A 22872-nucleotide genomic window follows, 5' to 3' on the forward strand; every position below is an offset into this window, starting at 1 on the left:
AGCTAATAATAAAATACCACCAAAACCACGATATAAATAATTTTTAATATTTACTTATTTTATTAAAAACATCCTTTTAAAAATTATCTTTTTTGCAAATCATCTCTTTTAAAACTATTTTGATTTCAAATTTTAATTCATCAATCAAAAAACAAAAAGCAATTTTAATTTTGTAAAATTCAATTACAAACCCAAAGGCATTCTTTATGAGTGTCTTTTTTTATTTTATCCAAACTAATTAACTTTTTTTGCTTTTTCAAACCACCAAATAAAAAAAATTGCATTTCCCCACAAAAAAATCCCCAACCCCTCCAAAAACATCACCAAAACCCAAGTTTTTTTGGTATAATAAAGGTTAAATGTTTAAAAAAATTAAATGATGCAAGGAGCATATAAATGGCAACAAAATTAAGCGAACAAGAAATTATTAGACATCAAAAAATGAATGAATTAAAAAAAATAAACATTGATCCTTTTGGAAAAAAATTTGTCCCTTCTCATTCCATCGAACAAATTCTTTTGCAATACCAAAAAGCAGATAGTCTAGCTCTCGAACAATCCCAAATCAATGTTTGTGTAGCTGGCAGAATCGTTTTAAAAAGAGGACAAGGCAAAGCAGGTTTTTTGCATTTACAAGATTTTAATTTCCGAATGCAAGCATATATAAAACTGGATTTAGTGGGCAAAGATGCTTTTCAGATTTATCAAAATTGTGATTTAGGAGATATCATAGGCATCAAAGGTTTTTTATTTAAAACAAAAACGCAAGAATTAACCATTAAAGCCTTGGAATTTATTCATCTTACCAAAGCCCTAAAACCTTTACCTGACAAATTTCATGGCTTGCAAAACCGCGAAGAGATGAGAAAAAATCGCTATGTTGATCTAATCGTAAACGAAAAAACAAGACAAGTATTTTTAACTCGCAGTTTGATTATGAAATACATTAGAAATTTTTTTGATAATCAGGGCTTTTTAGAAGTAGAAACTCCTATTTTACAACCAACTTTGGGAGGCGCTTCTGCCAAACCTTTTATCACTCATCACAACGCTCTTAATTGTGATTTTTACTTGAGAATTGCTACCGAATTGCCCCTTAAAAAATTAATTGTTGGTGGAATGAATAAAGTCTATGAAATCGGACGTCTTTTCAGAAATGAAGGAATTGATGCCACACATAATCCCGAATTTAGCACTATTGAGGCTTACTTGGTTTATGCTGATATGCAAGATATTATGGGCTTAACAAAGCAATGCTTGCAAGAATTGGCCCAAAAATTGTTTGGCAAGTTGCAATTTACTTACCAAAACCAAGAAATTGATTTTTCCCATTTTGCAAAAGTAAGTATGGTTGCATCAATCAAGGAAAAAACAGGAATTGATTTTACAGATAATTTTACCTTGGAACAATGCCTTTCTTTGGCAAAAAAACACCAAATTGAAGTTATGCCCCATTTTAGTCAAGGACATATCATTGAGGCTTTTTTTGGAAAATACGTAGAAAACACTCTCATTCAGCCTACTTTTGTCTACGGACATCCACTGGAAATAAGTCATTTGGCAAAACAAAACGAAGCTGATCCTCGCTTTACTGACCGTTTTGAACTTTTTATTGTAGGTAAGGAATTTGCTAATGCTTTTAGCGAACTTAACGACCCTATCGAACAAGAAAAACGTTTTTTAAATCAATTACAACAAAAACAATTAGGCAACGACGAAGCCAATGACATGGACTATGATTTCCTAAACGCCCTTAATTATGGCATGCCTCCAACTGGTGGTCTTGGAATGGGACTCGATCGTTTGGTTATGCTTTTAACCGATACTGCAAATATTCGTGATGTTATTTTATTTCCACATTGTAAAAATCAAAATAAATTTAGTCAAAACAAAACAGCAAATAAAGTCCTAACGAATAACGATAACGAATAAAGCAAGCAAAAACCAACAAGCCAAAAATAAATTATTCCCAAAAGCAAAAATCTCCAAATCACCAAAGCCCAAAAATCCGAAAATAAAAAAGGGTAAAAAATATTTTATATAAAATGGGTTAATGATAATTAAATATTTTGTGTTGCAAAAACAACCGAAGGGAGCAAAAAAATTAAACAAAAGATAATTATAATTATTTTAGGAGCAATTTTTACATTTTTTTCCTTAATTTTAATTTGTGGAGTTTATTTTTTAACTAACTTTACTTTTGCCAAAATACCAAACTCAAATCATAATGCAACATTCCCAAAACCCAAAGTTCACGATATTTATCTAGATTCAGCCGAACAAGTCCAAAATTATATCAAAGAAAAATTCCCCGATTCTTTTCCTTTTTGCATTAACTACCCTTCTTTTTGTTATTATTTGTGTTCTTTGCAAAATTCAAAAAAGCCTTTTTGCCTCAAAAATGCCCCAAAGAAATTAATATATGTCTATCAAAAAGACATTGATTTATCCAAATACGGCTATGGCAATAACACTCATAGAATCGAAGATTTAAAATTCTCGATTAGGTATTAAAAATTTATACCTTTTTTTGGTTAAAAGATGGTTCGCAAGCAGAACCAAAACAAAGAGATGCAATAATAAATTCGTCTTCATCAAGAACTAGACAGAAAAACTGGGATGGTTCGCCAAATTTGCAAAATTGGCAAAGCCAAAATTGGGAAGACGAATTAGAAGAAAATTGGGAAAAAGAGTTCCAAACAGATTGGGAAGATGAATAAAGTTTTTGCAAATCACAAAAAATAAATAAAATTAGAAAATCCAAACAAACATCCAAACAAACAAACATCCAAAACAACAATACTTTTATTTTTCAGCCAGCAAGGAAGTGCAATTATGAGAGGCGTTTTTTATTTGCAAAGTTTTTATAGCTTATTACAAAGTCTTAATTCTTTAGAAACTTTGGTACAAAAAGCCAAAGAAAATGATTATGATTTTGTTGCTTTGAGCGATGATAATTTATATGGCATGCCAACTTTTTTAAAATTATGCCATAACTATCAAATCAAACCTATTTTAGGACTAAAAATAAATTTTTTGCACAACAATCAACTAGCAACACTTTTAATTTATGCCAAAAACGACCAAGGAATCAAAAATTTAATTCGAATTTCAACTATTATTAAAAATGAAGAAACACCCCAAATTACCTTAAATCAAATTGCTCATTTAGGTAAAGATTTGTTTGCTTTGATTCCTGGAGAAAATCCCTTTTTTGATGATATGTTTTTTCGCGACCAAAAAGATAAATTTTTTCAAATAGCTACTCAATTACAAAAAATATTTGACGAACTTGTATTAGGTATTTCTTATCAAAACTCCTTTTTGGAATTGCTTTCTGAAAACATCATTGATTTTGCAAACCACTTCCAAATTCCTTATGTACCAATTAACAAAACTTGCTATGATACTTTTCAAGCCCAACCAACCTATCAAATACTTGCAAAAATGGAAAATAAAAAAAACGACGACCAAACTGATTTATCTTTTTTAACCAAAGATAATTTTGATAGCGCCTACAACGCCCAAACACATAAAGCAATGTTTGCTTATTTAAAAAAATTAATCTTTTCTATTAAATATCAAAATTATTTACCACAAAAAATGTTGTTGCCTTCCTTTGTTGATTTTTTACAACCCCAAAAAATAACTGCCAAAGAGTACTTAAAACAAATTTCTTATGAAGGTTTGCGCCAATACATCGATTTTAAAAACCCTAAATATACCAAATACCAACAAAGGCTAGATCAAGAATTACAAATTATAGCTGATATGGAATATGACAATTATTTTTTAATTGTAGGTGATGTTGTAAGATACGCCAAAAAACAAGGTATTTTAGTAGGTCCTGGTAGAGGCTCTTCTTCGGGTTCTTTGGTGTGTTTTTGTTTACAAATTACAGAGATTGACCCTTTACAATATGACCTTATTTTTGAGCGTTTTTTAAATCCTCAAAGAAAAACTATGCCAGATATTGACCTTGATTTTCCAGACAATACAAGAGATTTAATTATTCAATATGTTTGTCAAAAGTACGGCACCAAACACGTAGCAAGTATTATTACTTTTGGTAGATTTGTAAGCCAAAAAGCCATTATCAATGAATTAGTTAAATTTATGCCCACAGTAAAGGAATTCCAAACTAAACGCGTTTTGGCATATTTGGATTTGGCATATTTGGATAAAAAAAGCACTTATCAAAAAGAAACTTTGGATTTGCAAATGAAAAACTTACTTACAATGGCATCTTATATCGAAGGAATACCACGGTTTACAGGAACCCATCCAGCAGGAATTATTTTAAGCCAAATGCCCCTTGATCAAATTATTCCCTTACAAAAAGGCACTCATAATAACTTACAACAAACCCAATGGGAAACTTCTTTCCTTGAATCAATCGGACTTCTCAAAATAGATTTTTTAGGATTAAGAAGTCTTACTTTGATGAATAAAATGGTTTTAGCCATTCAAAAAACTAATCCCCATTTTGGTCTTTTTAAAATCCCTTTAAACGACACAAAAACTTTCGAGTTGTTGCAACAAGGAAAAACAATAGGGATTTTTCAATTAGAATCTTATAACGCCCAAAACTTTTTACAAAAAATGATGCCCCAAAAGTTCGAAGACCTAATTGCCTTACTTGCCTTAAATAGACCAGGGCCCATTGATTCTTTTAATATTTTTTTAAAAAACCGCCATCAAAAAACTACCACTTTTTTTAGCCCCTTAATTGATTTTATCCTCCAACCCACTTATGGCATTATTCTTTATCAAGAACAAATTATGCAAATTGTAGCTGTCTTTGCCAAATACAGTCTTGCCCAAGCAGACCTTTTTATAAGAGCTATTAGTAAAAAGGAAAAAGATTTATTATTGCAAGAAAAAAACAACTTCATTGTCCAAAGCAAAGAACAAGGACGCAACCTTACAATAGCTAACAAACTTTATGATTATATTTTAAAATTTGCCAATTACGGTTTTAACAAAAGTCACAGTGTCGCTTATTCTTTAATTAGTTATCGTATGGCTTATTTGAAAGCTAATCATTTTATTGCTTTTGTAATTACTTTATTAAATGATGCTATTGGAGATGCAACCCAGACAGAAATTTTGCTCAAAGAAGTTATCCAAAAAGGTATCATTATAGAACCACCCCATATATTTAGTAGCCAAGATAAATATTATTTCAAAGACAATAAATTATTTTTGCCTCTAACTATTATTAAAGGAATAAATGTTGCTTTTTGCCAAGAATTAATGAAAGAACAAAAAAAATTAATTAAAGAACACCAAAAATTAACTAAAACTACCCAAATGCCCCTTTATTATTCTTTTAAAACCTTTAAACAACAATTGTTTCCTTTCCTCACCGAACCTTTATTAACTAATTTAATTTTTGCAGGCGCCCTTGATAAAATGGGGCTAAACCGCAATACTTTAGAACAAAACAAAGATTTAAAAGAAGTTAAATATTATCCATATTCTGATTACGAACCTAAAATACACCCCGAATTACCTTTAAAAGAACTTGTCATTAAACAAAAAAAAACATTAGGTTTTGGACTTCATAATTTATTAATTAATCAAAAAAATAAATCTTAAATATTATTTTATTATTCAAAATTATTGTAAATACAAACACATTATTAAATTATTTAAAATTATTATATTTCTATATTTTTCTCCTTTTGCCTTTTTCATATTTTTTGCTTTACTTTGCTTTTCATTTTTTTGTTTTTTAATTTAATTAAATCTGTTTTTTAAACAATTACACAATCAATAAAAATAAATAAAAGAGGATAAAAATGAATAAATTATTAATTGTAACAATATTAGTAATCATTTTTTGCGCAATACATTTTAAACAAAAAGTCAACATCAAAAAAATATTGTCTTTTTATCAGAAAAAATCAGTTTATGGATGCAAACATTTTATTTTTATCATGCCATTTATTGTGAATTAAAAAAAATAAATAATTTCTTTTTGATGAAATTTCTTTGGAACTCCAATCGTAAATGCAACAATATATTAAAACATTTACAAGACATTCACACCATTTTTGATAAATTACAACAAGACCAAAAAATAACTGATATTGAAATTATGATGCTTTTAACATACGATCAATCAGTAACTTTTTTAAAACAAAAATATGGTTTAGTAAGTGGCTCTTATTTTATGGATGCAAGTTTTACTCAAACTAACCCAAATATCAAAAAAACAGATGAAGGCTTAGAAATACACCACATAAAAGAATATCAAGCAAGAGGATTATCAAATTCCCAAATACGCCAAACACCATCCTTTTGAATGCCAAAAAGGCATTAATTTGTTGTATTGTAATTTATTAGAACATTTTCTTTTGCATTTAAAAATTTGTGATTATTCCAAAAAACCTTTACATCCTGAAGTTGGCAAAAAGGGAGCAGAAATTATTTTTCATCGTTTAGCTAAAATCTTTTTTGACAATCCTTTTGAATATCAAAAAAAACAAATGCATATCAGTCCAAAAAATTTATTATCAAAAAAGTGATTTTTGGGAATGCTTTTATTTATATCAAAGTTTAAAAGTTTATTTATGACAAAATAAAAATATTTGATTTGTATAATATTTTATGTCATTTATTTTTTTCATCATTTTTGTATTAATTAGTTATCTTTTGATTATAATATATCAAGGAATAAAGAAACAAATATGAAAAAACTATTCTTTTTTGATATTGACCAAACTTTATACAACGGCAAAACCAAAGAAATTCCTTCACAAACCACAAAACTTTTACAAACCCTAGTGCAAAACCCCAATAATATTTTAGGAATTGCTACAGGAAGAAGCTACAAAGGTTTAAGCGTTTTAAAAGAACTTACTTCTTTATTTAAGTATTTTGTTGTTCTAAATGGAGCTATTACTTGGAAAGCCAAAAATATCGTCCAACAAACTTGCATCCCCCAAGAACTTGTAATTAAACTAAATTGCCAAGCCCAAAAAAAAGGAATCATAGTTCTCAATGTCAGTTTAGAAGAAAAGGGCATAACCCAAACAACAGAACCTGATTCTAAAAGTTTGTTTGATAATGTAATGTTGCAAAAAAATCCCATCAAAAGTAATCTTCATTTAGAAAAACCTATTTACAAAATTAATTTATTTCATCCAAATACCTCCCTTGTTGTTGATTTTTTAAAAGATTTTGAACAACTCCACGCTTATTATTGGAAAAATGGTGTTGTAAGTTTAAGTGCCAAACAAGTTAATAAAGCTTATGTTATCCAAGCAATTATGAAAGACCAAAAGACTGCCAATTAATTTGCATGGGAGATGGTTGCAGCGATTTTGAAATGCTTCAATTTTCAGATATAGGAATCGTCATGGCAAATACTCATTATGAAACTCTTCACAAAGTTGCCAATTTAACTGTTCCTCACATTGAAAAAAACGCTTTATCTGATTTTTTTAAAGATTATAATTTGTTATGAAGTTGTTTATCGAAGAAAAAATAAAATGTGTTTTCAATGCGTTTAAAAGGAGAATAAAATGTGTTTAATTTTTGGAATACTAAATATTAAAACCGATCCACAAATGTTGCGTGACCAAGCTCTTAAACTTTCCAGTTTGATGCGTCATCGAGGACCCTGATTGGTCAGGAATTTTTGCCTCTCAAAAAGCCATTTTAGAACACGAAAAACTATCAATTGTAGATGTTAATGCTGGAGCTCAACCACTTTATAATAAAACCAAAACCTTAGTACTTGCAGTAAATGGAGAAATTTATAACCACCTAGAATTACGCCAACAATACAAAGATAAATAAGAATTTCAAACAGAATCAGATTGTGAAGTTATTCTAGCACTATATCAAGAAAAAGGTGTTAATTTTTTAGATGAATTACAAGGAGTGTTTGCATTTATTTTATATGATCTTACAAAAAACACATATCTTATAGTACGCGATCATATGGGAATAATTCCACTTTATATGGGATATGACCTTAACCAAAATTTTTATATAGCTTCTGAAATGAAAGCCTTAATTCCCATTTGCCAAACCCTTTCTAATTTTCCTCCAGGAAATTATTTATCTAGTGAATCTGGCAAAATGGTGAAATATTATAAACGCAATTGGATGGATTATCAAAATGTTTACAACAACCAAACCAACACAACCCAATTACGCAATTTTCTTGAAGCATCAGGAAAAAAAGATTTAATGTCTGATGTTCCTTATGGCGTACTTTTATCTGGTGGTCTTGATTCTTCTATTATTTCTGGAATCACTAAAAAATTTGCCAAACACCGCATAGAAGAATCAAGTAAAAAAGAGGTTTGGTTTCCTTCACTTCATTCTTTTGCTGTAGGTCTTAAAGGCGCTCCTGATCTTAAAGCTGCCAAAGAAGTAGCCAATCATTTAGGAACAGTCCATCATGAAATTAATTTTACTATTCAAGAAGGCATAGATGTTTTAAAAAATGTTATTTATCACATTGAAACGTATGATATTACAACTATTCGCGCATCAATTCCTATGTATTTAATGGATCGCAAAATTAAAGCTATGGGCATCAAAATGGTTCTTTCTGGTGAAGGTGCTGATGAGATTTTTGGAGGTTATCTATATTTTCATAAAACCCCTAATGCTCAAGAATTCCACAAAGAAACAGTCCGTAAATTAGCTTCATTACATTTATATGATTGTGCAAGAGCCAACAAAGCAATGAGTGCTTGGGGAGTAGAGGCGCGAGTGCCTTTCTTAGATAAAAACTTTTAGATGTTGCTATGAGACTTAATCCCAAAGATAAAATGTGTGGCACAAATGGCAAAATAGAAAAACATATTCTACGACAAACATTTGAATCTTATTTACCCAAAAAGATTGTATGGCCCCAAAAAGAACAATTTTCTGATGGAGTAGGCTACAGTTGGATTGATGCTTTAAAAAAACTTGCCCAAACCAAAATCACAGATACACAATTAAAAAATGCTTATGTTCGTTTCCCTTACAATACTCCTACAAATAAAGAAGGCTACATGTATCGCGAAATTTTTGAAACCTTATTTCCTTTGCCAAGTGCAATAAGTCTTGTTCCTGGCGGTCCTTCAATTGCTTGCTGTACTGCAAAAGCTATCGAATGGGACAAAGCTTTTAAACAAATAAACGACCCTTCAAGACGCGCTGCATTAGGGGTGCATAATGAAGCTTATAAGGACAAATAAATTTTATTCAACAATCCCCAGTTTAACTTAACTTTATTTTTTGCTTTTAATTGTTTTGTGCGAACCAAATAATAAAAAACAAATAATAAAAAACAAATAATAAAAAACAAATAATAAAATAAAAAAACTAATCCAAAATCACAAATCACAAATTATATTTTTTGCAAACATTTCTAACACCCATTTTGCAACTCCAAATTTTTACAACTTTATCCCAGAAAGGATATTTATATGAACCAAAAACCAAGAAAAGCCTTAATTAAAAAAAACAATTTGCCCCAAACCAACACACCCAAAAAACCTTTTTTAAGTAGCAAACTATTAAGCAATTACATTATTTTTAACTCTATTGTCATTGTTGTATTAGCAATTTATTTAAGTAAACCTACTCAAACAGATATTTACCAAAAAACCACCCAACTACATTTAACAGCAATGGTAGCAGGAATGTTTTTAGGAGGTACTATTTTAGGATTAAAAAAAGGATCTTTTGGCGTTTCTTTAGGAGTTTTATTAGGAGCTACCTTAGGAATGTGGCTATCGTTACTTACTAAAGGAAACATTATTTCGATAATTCAAATGTAGTTTTTAATTTTAACCCCAACCCCAATATTTTTCATTTCCAAAATAAAGAAAGTGTTATCATTTTTATGCAAACCAAAATCAAAAATCTAACCGCACAATTTCACACCAGTTTACAAAAAAACAAACATGATTTAGACCAATTAATGACCTTAGACAAAGAATTTTTAGGCAAAAAGGGCATCTTGTTTGAACTTACCCAAGAGCTAAAAAGCCTTCCTCATGCCCAAAAAGCAGTTGCAGGCAAATTAATTAACGTTTTAAAACAAGAAATTATTTTCACTTTACAAAAAGAAAAAGAAATTTTACAAAGAAACCAACTAAACGCCAAATTGCTCCAAGAAGAAATTGATCCTACTTTACCAGGATTGAAATTTTTCCAAGGAAGCACCCACCCCCTTAATCAAATCATTGAACAAATTGAAGATTTATTTTTATCTTTAGGTTATGAAATTAAAGAAGGCAACGAAATTGAAACTGATTTTTATAATTTTGAAATGCTCAACATGGGCAAAGGCCACCCCGCAAGAGCAATGCAAGACTCTTTTTATATTGATCCCCAAAAACTTTTGCGCACCCACACTTCCAACGTCCAAGTCAAAGAAATGAAAGCTCGCCAAGGAGGACCCCTCAAAATTATTTCTCCTGGAAAAGTTTACCGCAAAGACGATGATGACGCCACTCATAGCCATCAATTTATGCAACTCGAAGGACTTGTCATTGACAAAAACATTAATTTTTCCCATCTCAAAGAAACTCTTTTACTCATTACCAAAGAATTATTTGGCACTTCCCAAGAAATTCATTTAAGACCGTCTTATTTTCCCTTTACCGAACCTAGCATTGAAGTTGATTTAGTAATTACCAAAAAAGATGGCACCAAAGAATATTTAGAAATTTTAGGAGCTGGTTTAGTGCATCCCCAAGTTCTTAAAAACGCTAATTATGACCCTGAAAAATATCAAGGTTTTGCCTTTGGAATAGGTATTGAAAGAATTGCTATGATTAAATATCAAATTGACAATATTAGACATTTTTATACTAATGATATTCGCTTTTTAAAACAATTTGCAAGGAACACCGCCAACAATGAAAATTATTGAAAATATTTTAAAAAACCATTTTTCGCAACCCCTTTCCCAAAATATTTCTGCCTTAACTAACAATTATATTACCGAAGTGCAAAATTTTTTCCCCCTATCCAAAAACACTAATTTAGTGGTGGGGCAAATTCTTAACTTTCAAAAAATTCAAGGTTCCCAAAAATTAAATTTAGTAGAAGTTAACACTGGCAAAAAAGTAGTCAAAATTGTTTGTGGAGCTTCTAATTTACAAAATGGCAAAAAAGTTATTGTAGCTTCAGAAGGTTCTTTTTTGGAAGGCATCAACGCCACCCTTAAAAACAAAAAAATTTATGGAGTTTTTTCAGAAGGAATGCTTTGTGCTTTGGAAGAATTGGGAATTAGTACCAAATTTTTAACTCCCCAAGAACAAGAAGGAATTTATCTTTTTGATGACCCCAACGACCAAATTGCTTTGGGAAGTGATGCTTTAATTCCTTTAGGACTTGATTGTTTTATCTTAGAATTAGGGCTTACACCCAATCGTGGTGACCTTTTATCTCACCTAGGTTTTGCCAAAGATCTCAAAGCAGTTTTGTCTTCTCAAAGTTACAATAACAATCAAGAAACAAAAGCAACCAACTACAAAACAAAAAACAGCGAAGACCAAACAACCCCAAAAACACTCCCCCAATTAAACCCCGATTTTTTTGCAAACTTGCCTCAATCTCCTTTAAAAGTCCAAATTGAAAACGACAGTTGTTATGAATACAACGCTTGTATCCTGGAAAACATCAAAATCAAACCTTCTCCTTTATGGTTGCGAAACGCCCTCTTACAATCAGGCATCAACCCAATCAACAATGTTGTTGACATCACTAATTTAATTTTAATCGAATACGGTATTCCCCTACACGCTTTTGATTCTGAAAACATCAAACAAATCAAAGTTAGAAAAGCCTTACCACAAGAAAATATTACAACTCTTAACCAAAATGATTTTGTTTTAGATGAAAATGATTTAGTTATTACAGATGGCAAAAAAGCCATTGCTCTAGCTGGTATTGTAGGACTTTTAGAAAGTAGCATTAAACCTACAACTACTAAAATTATTCTTGAAGCTGCTTATTTTTCGCCCCAAACTATTGCCCAAACTTGTCAAAAACTCAAAACCAAAACTGAAAGTTCCCTACGTTTTGAAAGAGGTATTGACCAAAGTCTTATTCCTTTAGCTTTTCAAAAAGCATGCCAACTTTTAGTCACTTTAGCAGATGCCAAAATTACTTACAAACCTATAATTACAAAACAAAAAAACCGTACCAATCCTACTATTTCTTTGAATCTTGATTTTGTTACAAGAAAAATTGGCGTTTCTTTGTGCCCTACTCAAATCAAAAATTGGTTATTAAACCTAGATTATCAGATACATACATCCAAACATTTAGTACCACAGAACAAAAACGAACAATTAAACCTCCAAGCTCCTTTACGTCGTTATGATGTCAAAATTAAAGAAGATGTCATTTCTGATTTAACTAGACTTTATGGTTGCCATAAATTACCTCCCCAAACAATTCAAATCCCTACTCAAGGAAAATTAACCTTAAAACAAAAAAATATTAGAGAATTGCGCAAACTCTTAGTTAATTTAGGATTTTATGAAACTATTACTTACAGTTTAATTAGCTCTGAGATGTTTGAAGCTTTTACTCCTCAAAAACCCTTTATCAAAATAATGAATCCTTTGTCACAAGACAAAATGATTTTAAGACAAAGTTTGCTAAGTAGTTTAGTAGAAGTTTTAAGCTATCAGCACAAACGACAAACTTTTGATACTGCTTTTTTTGAAATTGGAAAAACTTATTTTCCCAACCAAGAAACATTAAGTCTTGCTTTTGCTTTGAGTGGTCATTTCTTAAATTCCTTGTGGCACAAACAAGATGTTTCAAGTTCTTTTTTTGTTACCAAAGGCATCCTTGAAAAAATTAGTGCTTTTCTAGGCATTACCCTTACTTATCAAAAAACACAACAACATAGTAATTTTCATCCAGGAATGCAAGCCAATTTGTTATTTAACAATCAAATAATAGGAGTTATCGGAAAAACAAATCCTCAACTTAATACCAAATACCACTTAAAAGAAAGTTTTCTTTGTGAACTTTTTTTAACGGATGAAATTCTTAACACTACCAAAACGTTTACCTTCCAACCAATTCCTAAATTTTCTACTGTTATTCGTGATTTAGCCTTTTTAGTAGATACCAAATATTCCTTTTATCAAATCGAACAAACCATTAAACAAACTACCCCTTTTGATTTAATCAAATGTGAATTATTTGATGTTTATCAAATAACTACAACCAAAGAAAAACATTCTCTTGCCCTTAGACTTTTTTTCAATAATTTAGATAAAAACTTAGAAAAACAAGATGTAGAACATTGTATGGAAAAAATTACTTCTAATTTGATTAAACACTTTCATATTGAAATTAGATAAAAATAGATAAAAAAAATATTGCTTTTTAAGTGTATATGCAAATATAATAATTGTGGTAAAATAATAGGGTAGTTAAATTAGTTTTTTTACCCTTTTTATCTTTTTGCCTTTTTACATTTGTATAATTATAAATTTTTTTAATCAATAAAACAAAAAAACAACTAAACAACTAAAGGAGTCTTTAAAAATGTTTAATGTCAACCATTTAAGCAAAAATTACGTTACTAAACGCGGTAATATGACGATGGCCTTACAAGACGTTTCTTTAAAATTACCTGATAAAGGTATGGTTTTTATCTTAGGTAAATCAGGTTCTGGTAAATCTACTTTATTAAATGTTTTAACAGGCATTGATGTTGCAAACGGCGGCGTAGTTGAAGTATGCAAAGTTCCTATTACAACTTTTAATCAAAAATATTTAGATAATTATCGTAATGGAATGATTGGTTTTATTTTCCAAGAATTCAACTTAATAGAAGATATGAATGTATTTGAAAATATTGTCTTAGCATTACAATTACAAAATAAAAAACCAGATATTGCCTTAATTAATGATTTAATGAATCAAGTAGGATTGGATGCTTCGTTCCTAAATAGAAGAGTTAATGAACTTTCAGGAGGACAAAAACAACGTGTTGCTATTGTTCGTGCTTTAATTAAAAATCCTAAAATGGTCTTTGCTGATGAGCCTACAGGAAATCTAGATTCAGAAACAGGAACCCAAGTTTTTGATTTACTTCAAAATTTAAGTAAAGAAAAATTAGTAGTTATTGTATCTCATGATAGTGAAAGTGCTTATAAATATGCTGATCGTATTTTAGAATGTAAAGATGGTAAAGTCATATCAGATATGACAAGAAAAAAAGACACTACTAAAAAAAAACAAGTATTTAAAGAAGGTCAATTTCTTACATCTGAAATGATTGCAAACTTAACTAACTTAACTAAAAATCCTGCTTTAGAAAACTTTGATAAAACTGATTATACTAAAGTATTACAACAAGATACTGATTTTGTATCTTTTCCTAGTTGTTGGCCTTTTTATTTTGTTGTTAAGGCTGCTTTAAAGAGTTTTAAAAATAAAAAGTTTTTCTTGGCATTGAATGTTTTAATAACTACTATTGCAACTTTTATTTTTATGTTTTTTGCTTTTACATTTTTGAGTTATAAATGGTTCGGAATCTGTGATAAAATATATCAAATGTATGCATTATTTGGAGGATATAAAAGATATACAAATATTGAATTATATTCTTTTGTTGATCTTATGGAAACGGCTGTTAAAATAGCTGTTGAAATTATTCAAATTATAAGTAGCCCTATGTTCTGGGTTTGGATTTTTTTTGTTCCAGGTGCTATGATTATGATTTATTTTTCTATGAGTGCCAAACTTCAAAATAAAAAAATGGGTATTCTAAGAGCTTTAGGTTCTAATGGTGTTAATGTTGGTAAAATCTTTTTAGTGGAAGCATTCTTTTTTGCTTTATTCCAAATGGTTTTAACTTTTGTATTATTATTAAGTATTTTATTTTGGTTTAAAGATGCATCTATATTATTTTCATCTTTCGATATGAAACCGTTGCCCAATTTTGCAAGTAAAAATGACATTATGTTTTTCTTTAATTCTTTAGTAGATTCGGAAAAGCAAAAAAATTTATTATGGTTTACATCACCATATTTAGCTTTCAATCCTTTTGTAAGAGTCCTTTTATTTAATTTATTATCATTTAGTTATGTCTTTTTCATGACTCTACTATTTATATCTTTCATTATTTATAAATGGTCTAACAAAAAACCAGTTGACATCATCAACAATAAATAAATATTAATTGAAATACCATATATTATAATATATGGTATTTTTTTTATCTCTTAAACTTGCAATTTTCATTATTTTGTTTCATCATTTGTCTTAATTTCAAGTACAATTTAAGTGTAGATGTATATTATCAAATAACACTAAATTAATTATATTTAGTAACACAATAAAGATATAATACATTTAATCAAAAACAAACTAATATAAATAAAATAAGGAGTATTACAATGTTAACGAATGTGTACGACCCCCTAAAAGGTAAACAATTCCAAATACTTGACGAAAATGGCAACCTTGTTCAACCTGAATTAGAACCAAAATTATCTAAAGATGTTTTATTAAAAATGTATAAAACAATGGTTTTAGGTAGACAAGCTGATTTAGCAGCCTTAAAATATCAACGCCAGGGACGTATGGGAAACTATTTACTTAACTCAGGGCAAGAAGCATCTCAAGTAGGTGTCGCTGCTGCCTTAGAACCCCAAGATTGGGTATCACCTTATTATCGTGATGCAGGAATTTTTCTTTACCGTGGAGTTTCTTTAGAACAATTTTATCTTTACTGGTATGGCAATGAAAAAGGCTCTCAACTAGACCCTAAGTTGCGTATTTTACCAGCTAACATTATTATTGGCTCTAGTGTTAATTTAGGAGCAGGACTTGCCTTAGCAAGCAAAATGCAAAATAAAAAAGAAGTAACTATTGCAACTATTGGAGACGGAGGAACCGCACACGAAGAGTTTAATGCAGGTCTTAACTATGCTGCTGTTTTTGGAGTACCATTAGTAGTATTTATTCAAAATAACCAGTATTCTATTTCTAATCCTCGTAACAAAGTATCCAAAGCTAAAACTTTAGCTCAAAAATGTTATGCTTGTGGAATTCCTGGCATGCAAGTAGACGGCAACGACATTTTAGCTGTTTATGTAGCAGCCCAAGAAGCCTTTAACGAAGCGCGCAAAGGAAAAGGACCTACTTTAATTGAAAATGTTTCTTATCGTCTAGAAGCACACTCCACTAATGATAATGCTTCTGTTTACCGTAGCAAAGAAGAAGAATTAGAGTGGCGCAAAAAAGACCCAATTGTACGTTTTCAAAAATACTTGATGAATAAAGGTTATCTAACTCAAAAACAAGTAGAACAATTTGAAAAAGAAGCCCAAGAAGAAGTTGTTTTAGCACACCAAAAAGTAGAACAAACAGGCAACAACATCGATATTAAAGATATTTTTGCATACACTTATGAAAAAATGACTCCTCAATTAGAAGAACAATACGAAGAATGCAAAGCTTTTTTCAACACAAAGGAAGGTAAATAATAATGGCTTCAATGACATTACTAGATGCAATTAATCAAACTTTAGATAGCAAGTTAGCAAAAGATCCTCGATTAGTTCTTTTTGGACAAGATGTAGGAAAATTAGGCGGCGTTTTCCGCGTAACTAAAGGCCTACAAGACAAACACGGAGAAACTCGCGTTTTTAATGCCCCTATTGCTGAATCTTCTATTATCGGAAGTGCTATCGGACTTGCCATTAACGGCATGCGACCAGTTGCAGAAATCCAATTTGATGGTTTTATTTTTGTAGGACTAGAAGACCTATTTGCCCACGCAGCCCGTTTGCGTAACCGTAGTCGTGGTAATTACACAGTACCTATGGTAGTAAGAGTCCCAGTTGGTGGAGGGGTAAAATCCTTAGAACATCACTCCGAATCATTAGAAGTAATTTTAGGCTCTGTTCCTGGTCTTAAAGTAGTTATTCCATCTAATCCTTACGACGCTAAAGGTTTATTAATGGCTGCTATTAACGACCCTGATCCAGTAGTCTACATGGAACCTAAAAGAATTTATCGTGGTTTCCGTCAAGAAGTTCCCGAAACAGATTACGAAGTCCAAATCGGTAAAGCCAAAGTCGTTCAAGAAGGCACAGACATTACAGTTGTAGCTTGGGGAGCAATGGTACCAGAAACACTATTAGCCCTTAAACAACTTGATCCTAATGTTTCCGTAGAACTAATTGATTTAAGAACTATTAATCCTATTGACAGAGAAACTGTAATTACATCTGTTAAAAAAACTGGACGCTTTTTAGTAGTTCATGAAGCATGTAAAACTTATGGACCTGCAGGAGAATTAATGGCTTTAGTTAACGAACAAGCTTTCTTATACCTAGATGCAGCTCCTGCCAGAGTTACTGGAAATGATATCATAATGCCTTTAGCCAAAGCAGAACATTATCAGTTTTTAAGCCCTGAAAAAATAGCTGATGCTATTAAAAAAGTGGTTTGCGAATAAAATAACAAAAAGATATAAGGATATAAAAATATGTTTGAATTTAAATTTGCTGATGTCGGCGAAGGCATTCATGAAGGTACAATTACAAGATGGTTTTTTAAAGTGGGCGACCAAGTAAAAGAAGGTGATGTTTTAGTTAAAGTTGAAACTGACAAATTAGACGTTGAACTAACTTCTCCTGTAGCAGGAAAAATCTTAAAAAGAGACCTTAATGAAGGTGAAGTTATTTGCGTAGGAGACACTATCGTTTTAATCCAAGAATCAGGTGACACTGATGCAGATGTTAAAAAGTTTTCTTCTCAAAACCCTAATGAAACTGCTGCTACAGAAAAAAACGACACCCAACAAGCACAAACATCCGCACAAACCTCTTTACCACCTCAAAAAGTACTTGCTACTCCATTAGTAAAAAGTCTAGCCAAAGAACTAGGACTTGACCTTTCAACCATTAAAGGAACAGGTGTAAATGGAAAAATCTTAAAAGTAGATGTACAAAAAGCAACTAACCCTTTACAAACTCAACCACAACCAAAAACCCCTTTTGTCCAAGAACAACCAACCCCCACCCCAACTTTTGCCACATCTAGCCAAGAAACAGAAGTAGTAAAAATTTCTCGCCTCAGAAAAGCCATCGCCCAAAAAATGGTTCTTTCCAAAGGAAAAATCCCAGAAACTACTCTAATGGACGAAGTAAACATTACTGCTTTAGTAACACTACGCAAACAAGCCAAAGATCAATCACAATCCCAAGGAATAAAATTAACTTTTATGGCTTTTATCATGAAAGCAGTAGCGATTGCCTTACAAGAATTCCCAGTATTTAACGCTAGTTATGATGACGTTAAAGAAGAAGTTACTTACAAAAAATTCATTAATTTAGGAGTAGCAGTTGATACCAAAGACGGTCTAATCGTTCCTAACATCAAAGATGCTAACAAATTAACTCTTTTAGAAATGGCACAACAATTACAACAAGTAGCCAAAGCCACTACCGAAAGAAAAGTAGAATTAAATCAGCTTCAAAACGGAACTTTTACTATCACTAATTTTGGTTCTATCGATATTACTTACGGCACTCCAGTTATCAATTACCCTGAATTAGCTATTTTAGGAGTAGGAAAAATCACCAAAAAACCTGTAGTTGAAAACAGTCAAATTGTAATTGCAGACATGCTTCCTCTTTCCTTAGCAATTGACCACCGTATTATTGATGGTGCTGTTGGCGGTAGATTTTTAAAACGCGTTAAAGAATTGCTAAATACTCCTACTTTATTGCTTTTATCCTAACAGAAAGACCAAGGGCAAATTATGAAAAATTATGATGTTTTAGTGGTTGGTGGAGGTCCTGGTGGATACGTTGCTGCCATTAAAGCTGCTCAAATGGGTGCTAAAGTTGCTTTAGTAGAAAAACATAAATTAGGTGGTGTTTGTCTTAATTATGGCTGTATTCCTACCAAAGCTTATTTAAAAAGTGCCAAAATGTATAAAGATATCAAACGTTGTGATGATTTTGGAATTAAAGTTCAAAACGGCGTTTCTTTTGATTGGTCCTCCATTTTATCACGCAAAAATAAAATTGTTGCTCAACTTACTACAGGTATATCTTTTCTCCTGAAAAAAAATAAAATTGATTTTTACCATGGTTTTGCAAGTGTTCTTTCTCCTTGCGAAGTCCAAGTAGACACTAACTTATTGCACACCCAAAAATTAATTATTGCAACAGGCAGTACCGCTTTTGTTCCTCCTATTCCAGGTGCCCAAGAAGCTTATCAAAAAGGCATTCTTAAAACTAGTAAAGAATTACTACAACTAGAAAGCTATCCTTCCAAAGTTACTGTTGTAGGAGGCGGTGTTATTGGAGTAGAATTTGCAACTATTTTTAATTCTTTTGGTAGCGAAGTGAGTATTTTAGAAAGACAAGACACTATTCTAAATGGTATGGATAGGGACGTTGTTGTTGCATACACTAAAAAACTTCAAGCAGACGGCATCCAAATTTTGACTCAAGTAGAAGTAACTAAAATTAATGACAATCAAACTACCTACACTCAAAAAGGCAATGCCAAAACAATTACTTCGGATGTTATTTTAATGGCTGTAGGCACCAAAGCCAATCTTGCAGGCTTAGAAAAATTAAATTTAGCCCTCAACCGCAATAGCGTCCAAACTGATAATTTTTGTCAAACTTCAATTCCTGGAGTATATGCTATTGGTGATGTAAACGGCAAACACATGTTAGCTCACGTGGCAAGTCATGAAGGTATTGTAGCTGTGACTCACGCTTTAGAACAAAAAGCACATTCCATTAATTATGACCGTGTTCCTGCTTGTATTTATGGTTTTCCTGAAATTGCTTCTATTGGCATGACCGAACAACAAGCCAAAGAAAAACAAATGGATTATAAAGTTTCTAAAATATCTCTGGGAGCTGTTGGCAAATCTTTAGCTGATGGCGAAAAAGAAGGTTTTGCTAAATTAATTGTTTGCAAAAAACATTTAGAAATTTTAGGAATGCATATTTATGCTTACAATGCTACTGAATTAATTAGTGAAATGGCTGTAGGAATGGAACTTGAAGGAACTGCTTATGAACTATCTCAAGCAATTCATCCTCATCCTACCTTATCAGAACTTACTTTTGAAGCTCTTTTAGGAGCCGTTGACAAACCAATTCATGCATAATTATTATTTGATCTTTTAACAAAAAAAGAACCTTTAATAGGTTCTTTTTCCTTAAATGGGTGATGCAATTATGAAAACTCAAAAAAAGAAAAAGAAAACGAAGCGAAATAAAACAACAAAACTAAAATAAAGATAAAGCACAACATTAAATATTAAATCCTCAAATATTTTTGAATAAAAGGAGATGATAAATGATTACTAAATATACCATTAGAAAAGTTTTATTTTTTTTCTTAATTTTGCAGATTTTACCATAGCTTTTCTCGAAAAAGCCAAAATATTTACAATCACAAATAAATATTGGGCATTAAGTTTACCTTTTATTTATTTGTTGCCATTTTTGACTCTTTCTGGCATTCCTTTTTATATTGGATTTAAATGATCCCAAGGTAAAGAATTTGTTTAATAAAGACCCTAACAAGGGGGAAACACTTCAAAATATTGATTTTGGTGAATCTATTAGGCCAGATTTTAAAGCATGCATGTATGATGGCAATATAGGTTTTAATTCTAAAGAGAAAAAAACTAAAATAGTTTGTTGCTCTTTTGTTTTAGTTGTTATACTAATGATTTTAGCACTATTTTTTAGTGTGGAATTAAAAAAAGAAACATTGGCAAAATTTTTATTTTATATTTCTTTAACTTATTTTATTTGTTTTTATATCTATTTTACTTTATATTCATATAGTGTTTTATGGTTTTTATATGTTAAATTTTTTAAATGGTTAGGTTTTGCTTATTTTGAAAAAGATTTTATCAAAACTATCAAAAAACATAATTTATTTGCTATTAGTATTTTTTATTATGAAAACCAAAAAAGAATAAGAAAAATAAAGATTAAAAGCCCAACATTTATTAAATAAATTTTTGTTTTGCTTTCTTATGTATCTAATTATAAATTATTATTACTTTTAACCTTGCAAAATAATTTACCCTATGAAATTAACAAATCTAAAATCACTTCTTTAATCTTTTATATTTACCATTTTTTAAAACTTATAAATAACAACAAAATAACCATTTTCCAACCCCTTAAAATCAAAAAAAGGAATACATTAAAATGTTAATAGACACTCACGCTCATCTCAATCTTAAAACATATAAAAATAAATTAGATGATGTTTTTCAAAAAGCTTGGAATAATGAAGTCAAAAAAATGATTGTTATAGGCATGGATGAAAAAACTAACCAAAAAGCATATGAAATCGCTAATAAATATAAAGAAGTAATGGTAGCTTTTGGGATTCATCCTTGTTCTGATTTTTCCCAAGAAACGCCCGAAAGCATCATCAAATACCTCAATCATCCGCAAACAGTTGCTATAGGAGAAATTGGCCTTGATCTTCATCACAGACAAGATAATTTAGCTGTCCAAAAAAAGTTTTTTCAAGCCCAAGTTAAAATTGCTATCCAATATAACTTACCTATTATTATTCATGCACGCAAATCTTTTGAAGAAATTTATCAACTTTTACTACCTTATCGCAATCAAGTTAGAGGAGTTTTTCATTGTTTAGTTTTTAGTTTAGAAGAAGCCAAAAAAGCTTTGGAACTAGGTTTTTACATTGGAATTGGAGGAGTTGTTACTTATCCTCATGCCCAAGTTGCCCACGAAATTGCAAAAACTATTCCCCTAGATAAAATTTTATTAGAAACTGATTGTCCTTATTTAACTCCTTATCCGTTTCAAAATGAAACCAATGAGCCTTATCATATCAAATTAATTGCCCAAAAAATTGCTCAATTAAGAAATATTTCTTTGCAATGTGTTGCTACTCAAACAAGCAATAATGTAGCTAAGTTGTTTTTAAATAAAAATTCTTTTTAATCTTTTTGGCATATCAAAAAAATATTTGAAATATAGAATAATTCAAAATCACACCCAAAAAACATCCCTTATATAATAAAAAAATCAACTCCGCTTATACGAAGTTGATTTTGCTTTTTTCTTCTTCATCAGTTTGGCGAAAACTATCTACATCTAACCAAACTTCAGAAACAGTACCACATTTACTTTGCTTAACTTTTCCTTCTAACACTTTAATAACTTGTCCGGGTTGCAAAAAAAACTCAGGATTATCAGCGTCAATATGAGTAAAATTCATAAGAACTTCATCATATTTTTGTTTACAATTATCAGTTCCTACACAAACATTAGTAGCAAACCATTGTCTTTTTGAACTACCATTTTGTTTTAAATATCTAACTTTTACTTCTAAATAAAAATTTTTAACGATTGCTTGTTGCATGCATTCCATTTTCTAACGCTTCCTTTTACAATTTTTTGTTGATAAAATCGTTACTTTTCAAGTTTAATTCATTACTTAAAAACTTAAAATAATGAAATTATCTCCTAATATGATAAAATAATATTGAACTGTTTAATGTAGTTTTTTTATTTAACATTTCATTTACTATTATAGCAAATTATTATAAATTTTATTTTGATAAAAAAATATTTGTAATAAATTTATCATTAATTTGTTCTAAATTATCTTTTTGTTTCTATAATTATTTGTCAACCAATCTTTTGATATCATTATTTGCCTCTTTATTTTTTTTATTTTTGCCACATTTTTGCCAAGACTTATTAATTGCAACTTGAAAATTATTTTGATAATGCTTTTTCTGAAATTTCTTTTAATTGCAAATGCTTTGAAATTTTAACTCAAAAAGGCTAGAAGATAATTATTATCAAAGTAATTTATTATGATGGATTATAATTT

18 protein-coding genes and 1 pseudogene are annotated in these 22872 nt (G+C 30.3%); 17 read left to right on the forward strand and 2 right to left on the reverse strand.

Annotation, left to right across the window (positions count from 1 at the left end; genetic code table 11):
* Nucleotides 1-396: 396 nt before the first annotated feature.
* Nucleotides 397-1932 (forward strand): lysine--tRNA ligase, encoded by a 1536-nt coding sequence (gene lysS / locus KE631_RS01685; protein ID WP_212509144.1) that lies wholly within the window; start codon nucleotides 397-399, stop codon nucleotides 1930-1932.
* 586 nt (nucleotides 1933-2518) lie between these two features.
* On the opposite strand, the gene KE631_RS01690 is transcribed toward lysS, so the two are convergent.
* Entirely contained in the window at nucleotides 2519-2788 is a 270-nt protein-coding gene (locus KE631_RS01690) for a hypothetical protein (RefSeq protein ID WP_212509145.1), read from the reverse strand.
* A 47-nt stretch (nucleotides 2789-2835) separates the two neighbouring features.
* On the opposite strand from KE631_RS01690, the gene dnaE reads away from it, so the two are divergent.
* From dnaE to KE631_RS01780, 16 genes and pseudogenes are all read left to right on the forward strand, one after another.
* Nucleotides 2836-5601, forward strand: a complete 2766-nt coding sequence (dnaE, locus tag KE631_RS01695; protein ID WP_212509146.1) for a DNA polymerase III subunit alpha — start codon at nucleotides 2836-2838, stop codon at nucleotides 5599-5601.
* A gap of 319 nt (nucleotides 5602-5920) precedes the next feature.
* A complete protein-coding gene (locus KE631_RS01700) occupies nucleotides 5921-6310 on the forward strand; it encodes a hypothetical protein (RefSeq protein ID WP_212509147.1) in 390 nt (129 codons plus the stop codon).
* A gap of 19 nt (nucleotides 6311-6329) precedes the next feature.
* The gene (locus KE631_RS01705) at nucleotides 6330-6533 is read left to right on the forward strand and encodes a hypothetical protein (RefSeq protein ID WP_212509148.1); all 204 of its coding nucleotides are present in this window, start codon (nucleotides 6330-6332) and stop codon (nucleotides 6531-6533) included.
* A 162-nt stretch (nucleotides 6534-6695) separates the two neighbouring features.
* Nucleotides 6696-7304, forward strand: a complete 609-nt coding sequence (locus tag KE631_RS01710) for an HAD hydrolase family protein (RefSeq protein ID WP_212509149.1) — start codon at nucleotides 6696-6698, stop codon at nucleotides 7302-7304.
* Nucleotides 7305-7309: 5 nt separating this feature from the next.
* Nucleotides 7310-7474, forward strand: a complete 165-nt coding sequence (locus KE631_RS02625) for an HAD hydrolase family protein (RefSeq protein WP_212509150.1) — start codon at nucleotides 7310-7312, stop codon at nucleotides 7472-7474.
* 58 nt (nucleotides 7475-7532) lie between these two features.
* Nucleotides 7533-9209, forward strand: a pseudogene (gene asnB / locus KE631_RS02585) (asparagine synthase B).
* Nucleotides 9210-9440: 231 nt separating this feature from the next.
* Nucleotides 9441-9794: a hypothetical protein gene (locus KE631_RS01735; protein ID WP_212509152.1), complete on the forward strand. Its 354-nt coding sequence runs from the start codon at nucleotides 9441-9443 to the stop codon at nucleotides 9792-9794.
* 65 nt (nucleotides 9795-9859) lie between these two features.
* Nucleotides 9860-10894 (forward strand): phenylalanine--tRNA ligase subunit alpha, encoded by a 1035-nt coding sequence (gene pheS, locus KE631_RS01740; RefSeq protein ID WP_212509153.1) that lies wholly within the window; start codon nucleotides 9860-9862, stop codon nucleotides 10892-10894.
* Entirely contained in the window at nucleotides 10881-13349 is a 2469-nt protein-coding gene (pheT, locus tag KE631_RS01745; protein ID WP_212509154.1) for a phenylalanine--tRNA ligase subunit beta, read from the forward strand. Before pheS ends, pheT begins: the two co-directional genes overlap by 14 nt.
* Nucleotides 13350-13536: 187 nt before the next feature.
* A complete protein-coding gene (locus KE631_RS01750) occupies nucleotides 13537-15171 on the forward strand; it encodes an ABC transporter ATP-binding protein (protein WP_212509155.1) in 1635 nt (544 codons plus the stop codon).
* Nucleotides 15172-15395: 224 nt separating this feature from the next.
* Nucleotides 15396-16487, forward strand: a complete 1092-nt coding sequence (pdhA, locus tag KE631_RS01755) for a pyruvate dehydrogenase (acetyl-transferring) E1 component subunit alpha (RefSeq protein WP_212509156.1) — start codon at nucleotides 15396-15398, stop codon at nucleotides 16485-16487.
* Between the two features lie 2 nt (nucleotides 16488-16489).
* The gene (locus tag KE631_RS01760) at nucleotides 16490-17464 is read left to right on the forward strand and encodes an alpha-ketoacid dehydrogenase subunit beta (protein WP_212509157.1); all 975 of its coding nucleotides are present in this window, start codon (nucleotides 16490-16492) and stop codon (nucleotides 17462-17464) included.
* Nucleotides 17465-17494: 30 nt separating this feature from the next.
* Nucleotides 17495-18751, forward strand: a complete 1257-nt coding sequence (locus KE631_RS01765) for a dihydrolipoamide acetyltransferase family protein (protein WP_212509158.1) — start codon at nucleotides 17495-17497, stop codon at nucleotides 18749-18751.
* Between the two features lie 21 nt (nucleotides 18752-18772).
* Nucleotides 18773-20146, forward strand: coding sequence for a dihydrolipoyl dehydrogenase (gene lpdA / locus KE631_RS01770; RefSeq protein WP_212509159.1), 1374 nt, complete (start codon nucleotides 18773-18775; stop codon nucleotides 20144-20146).
* 398 nt (nucleotides 20147-20544) lie between these two features.
* Nucleotides 20545-21009 carry a hypothetical protein gene (locus KE631_RS01775; RefSeq protein WP_212509160.1) on the forward strand — a complete coding sequence of 155 codons (465 nt, stop codon included), beginning with the start codon at nucleotides 20545-20547 and terminating at the stop codon, nucleotides 21007-21009.
* A gap of 197 nt (nucleotides 21010-21206) precedes the next feature.
* Entirely contained in the window at nucleotides 21207-21974 is a 768-nt protein-coding gene (locus KE631_RS01780) for a TatD family hydrolase (RefSeq protein ID WP_212509161.1), read from the forward strand.
* A gap of 94 nt (nucleotides 21975-22068) precedes the next feature.
* Here KE631_RS01780 and KE631_RS01785 read toward each other — a convergent pair whose 3' ends face one another.
* Nucleotides 22069-22404, reverse strand: coding sequence for a hypothetical protein (locus tag KE631_RS01785; RefSeq protein WP_011160955.1), 336 nt, complete (start codon nucleotides 22402-22404; stop codon nucleotides 22069-22071).
* Between the last annotated feature and the right edge of the window lie 468 nt (nucleotides 22405-22872).

It is taken from the genome of 'Santalum album' aster yellows phytoplasma (assembly GCF_018283495.1).
Classification (GTDB): domain Bacteria; phylum Bacillota_I; class Bacilli_A; order Acholeplasmatales; family Acholeplasmataceae; genus Phytoplasma; species Phytoplasma asteris.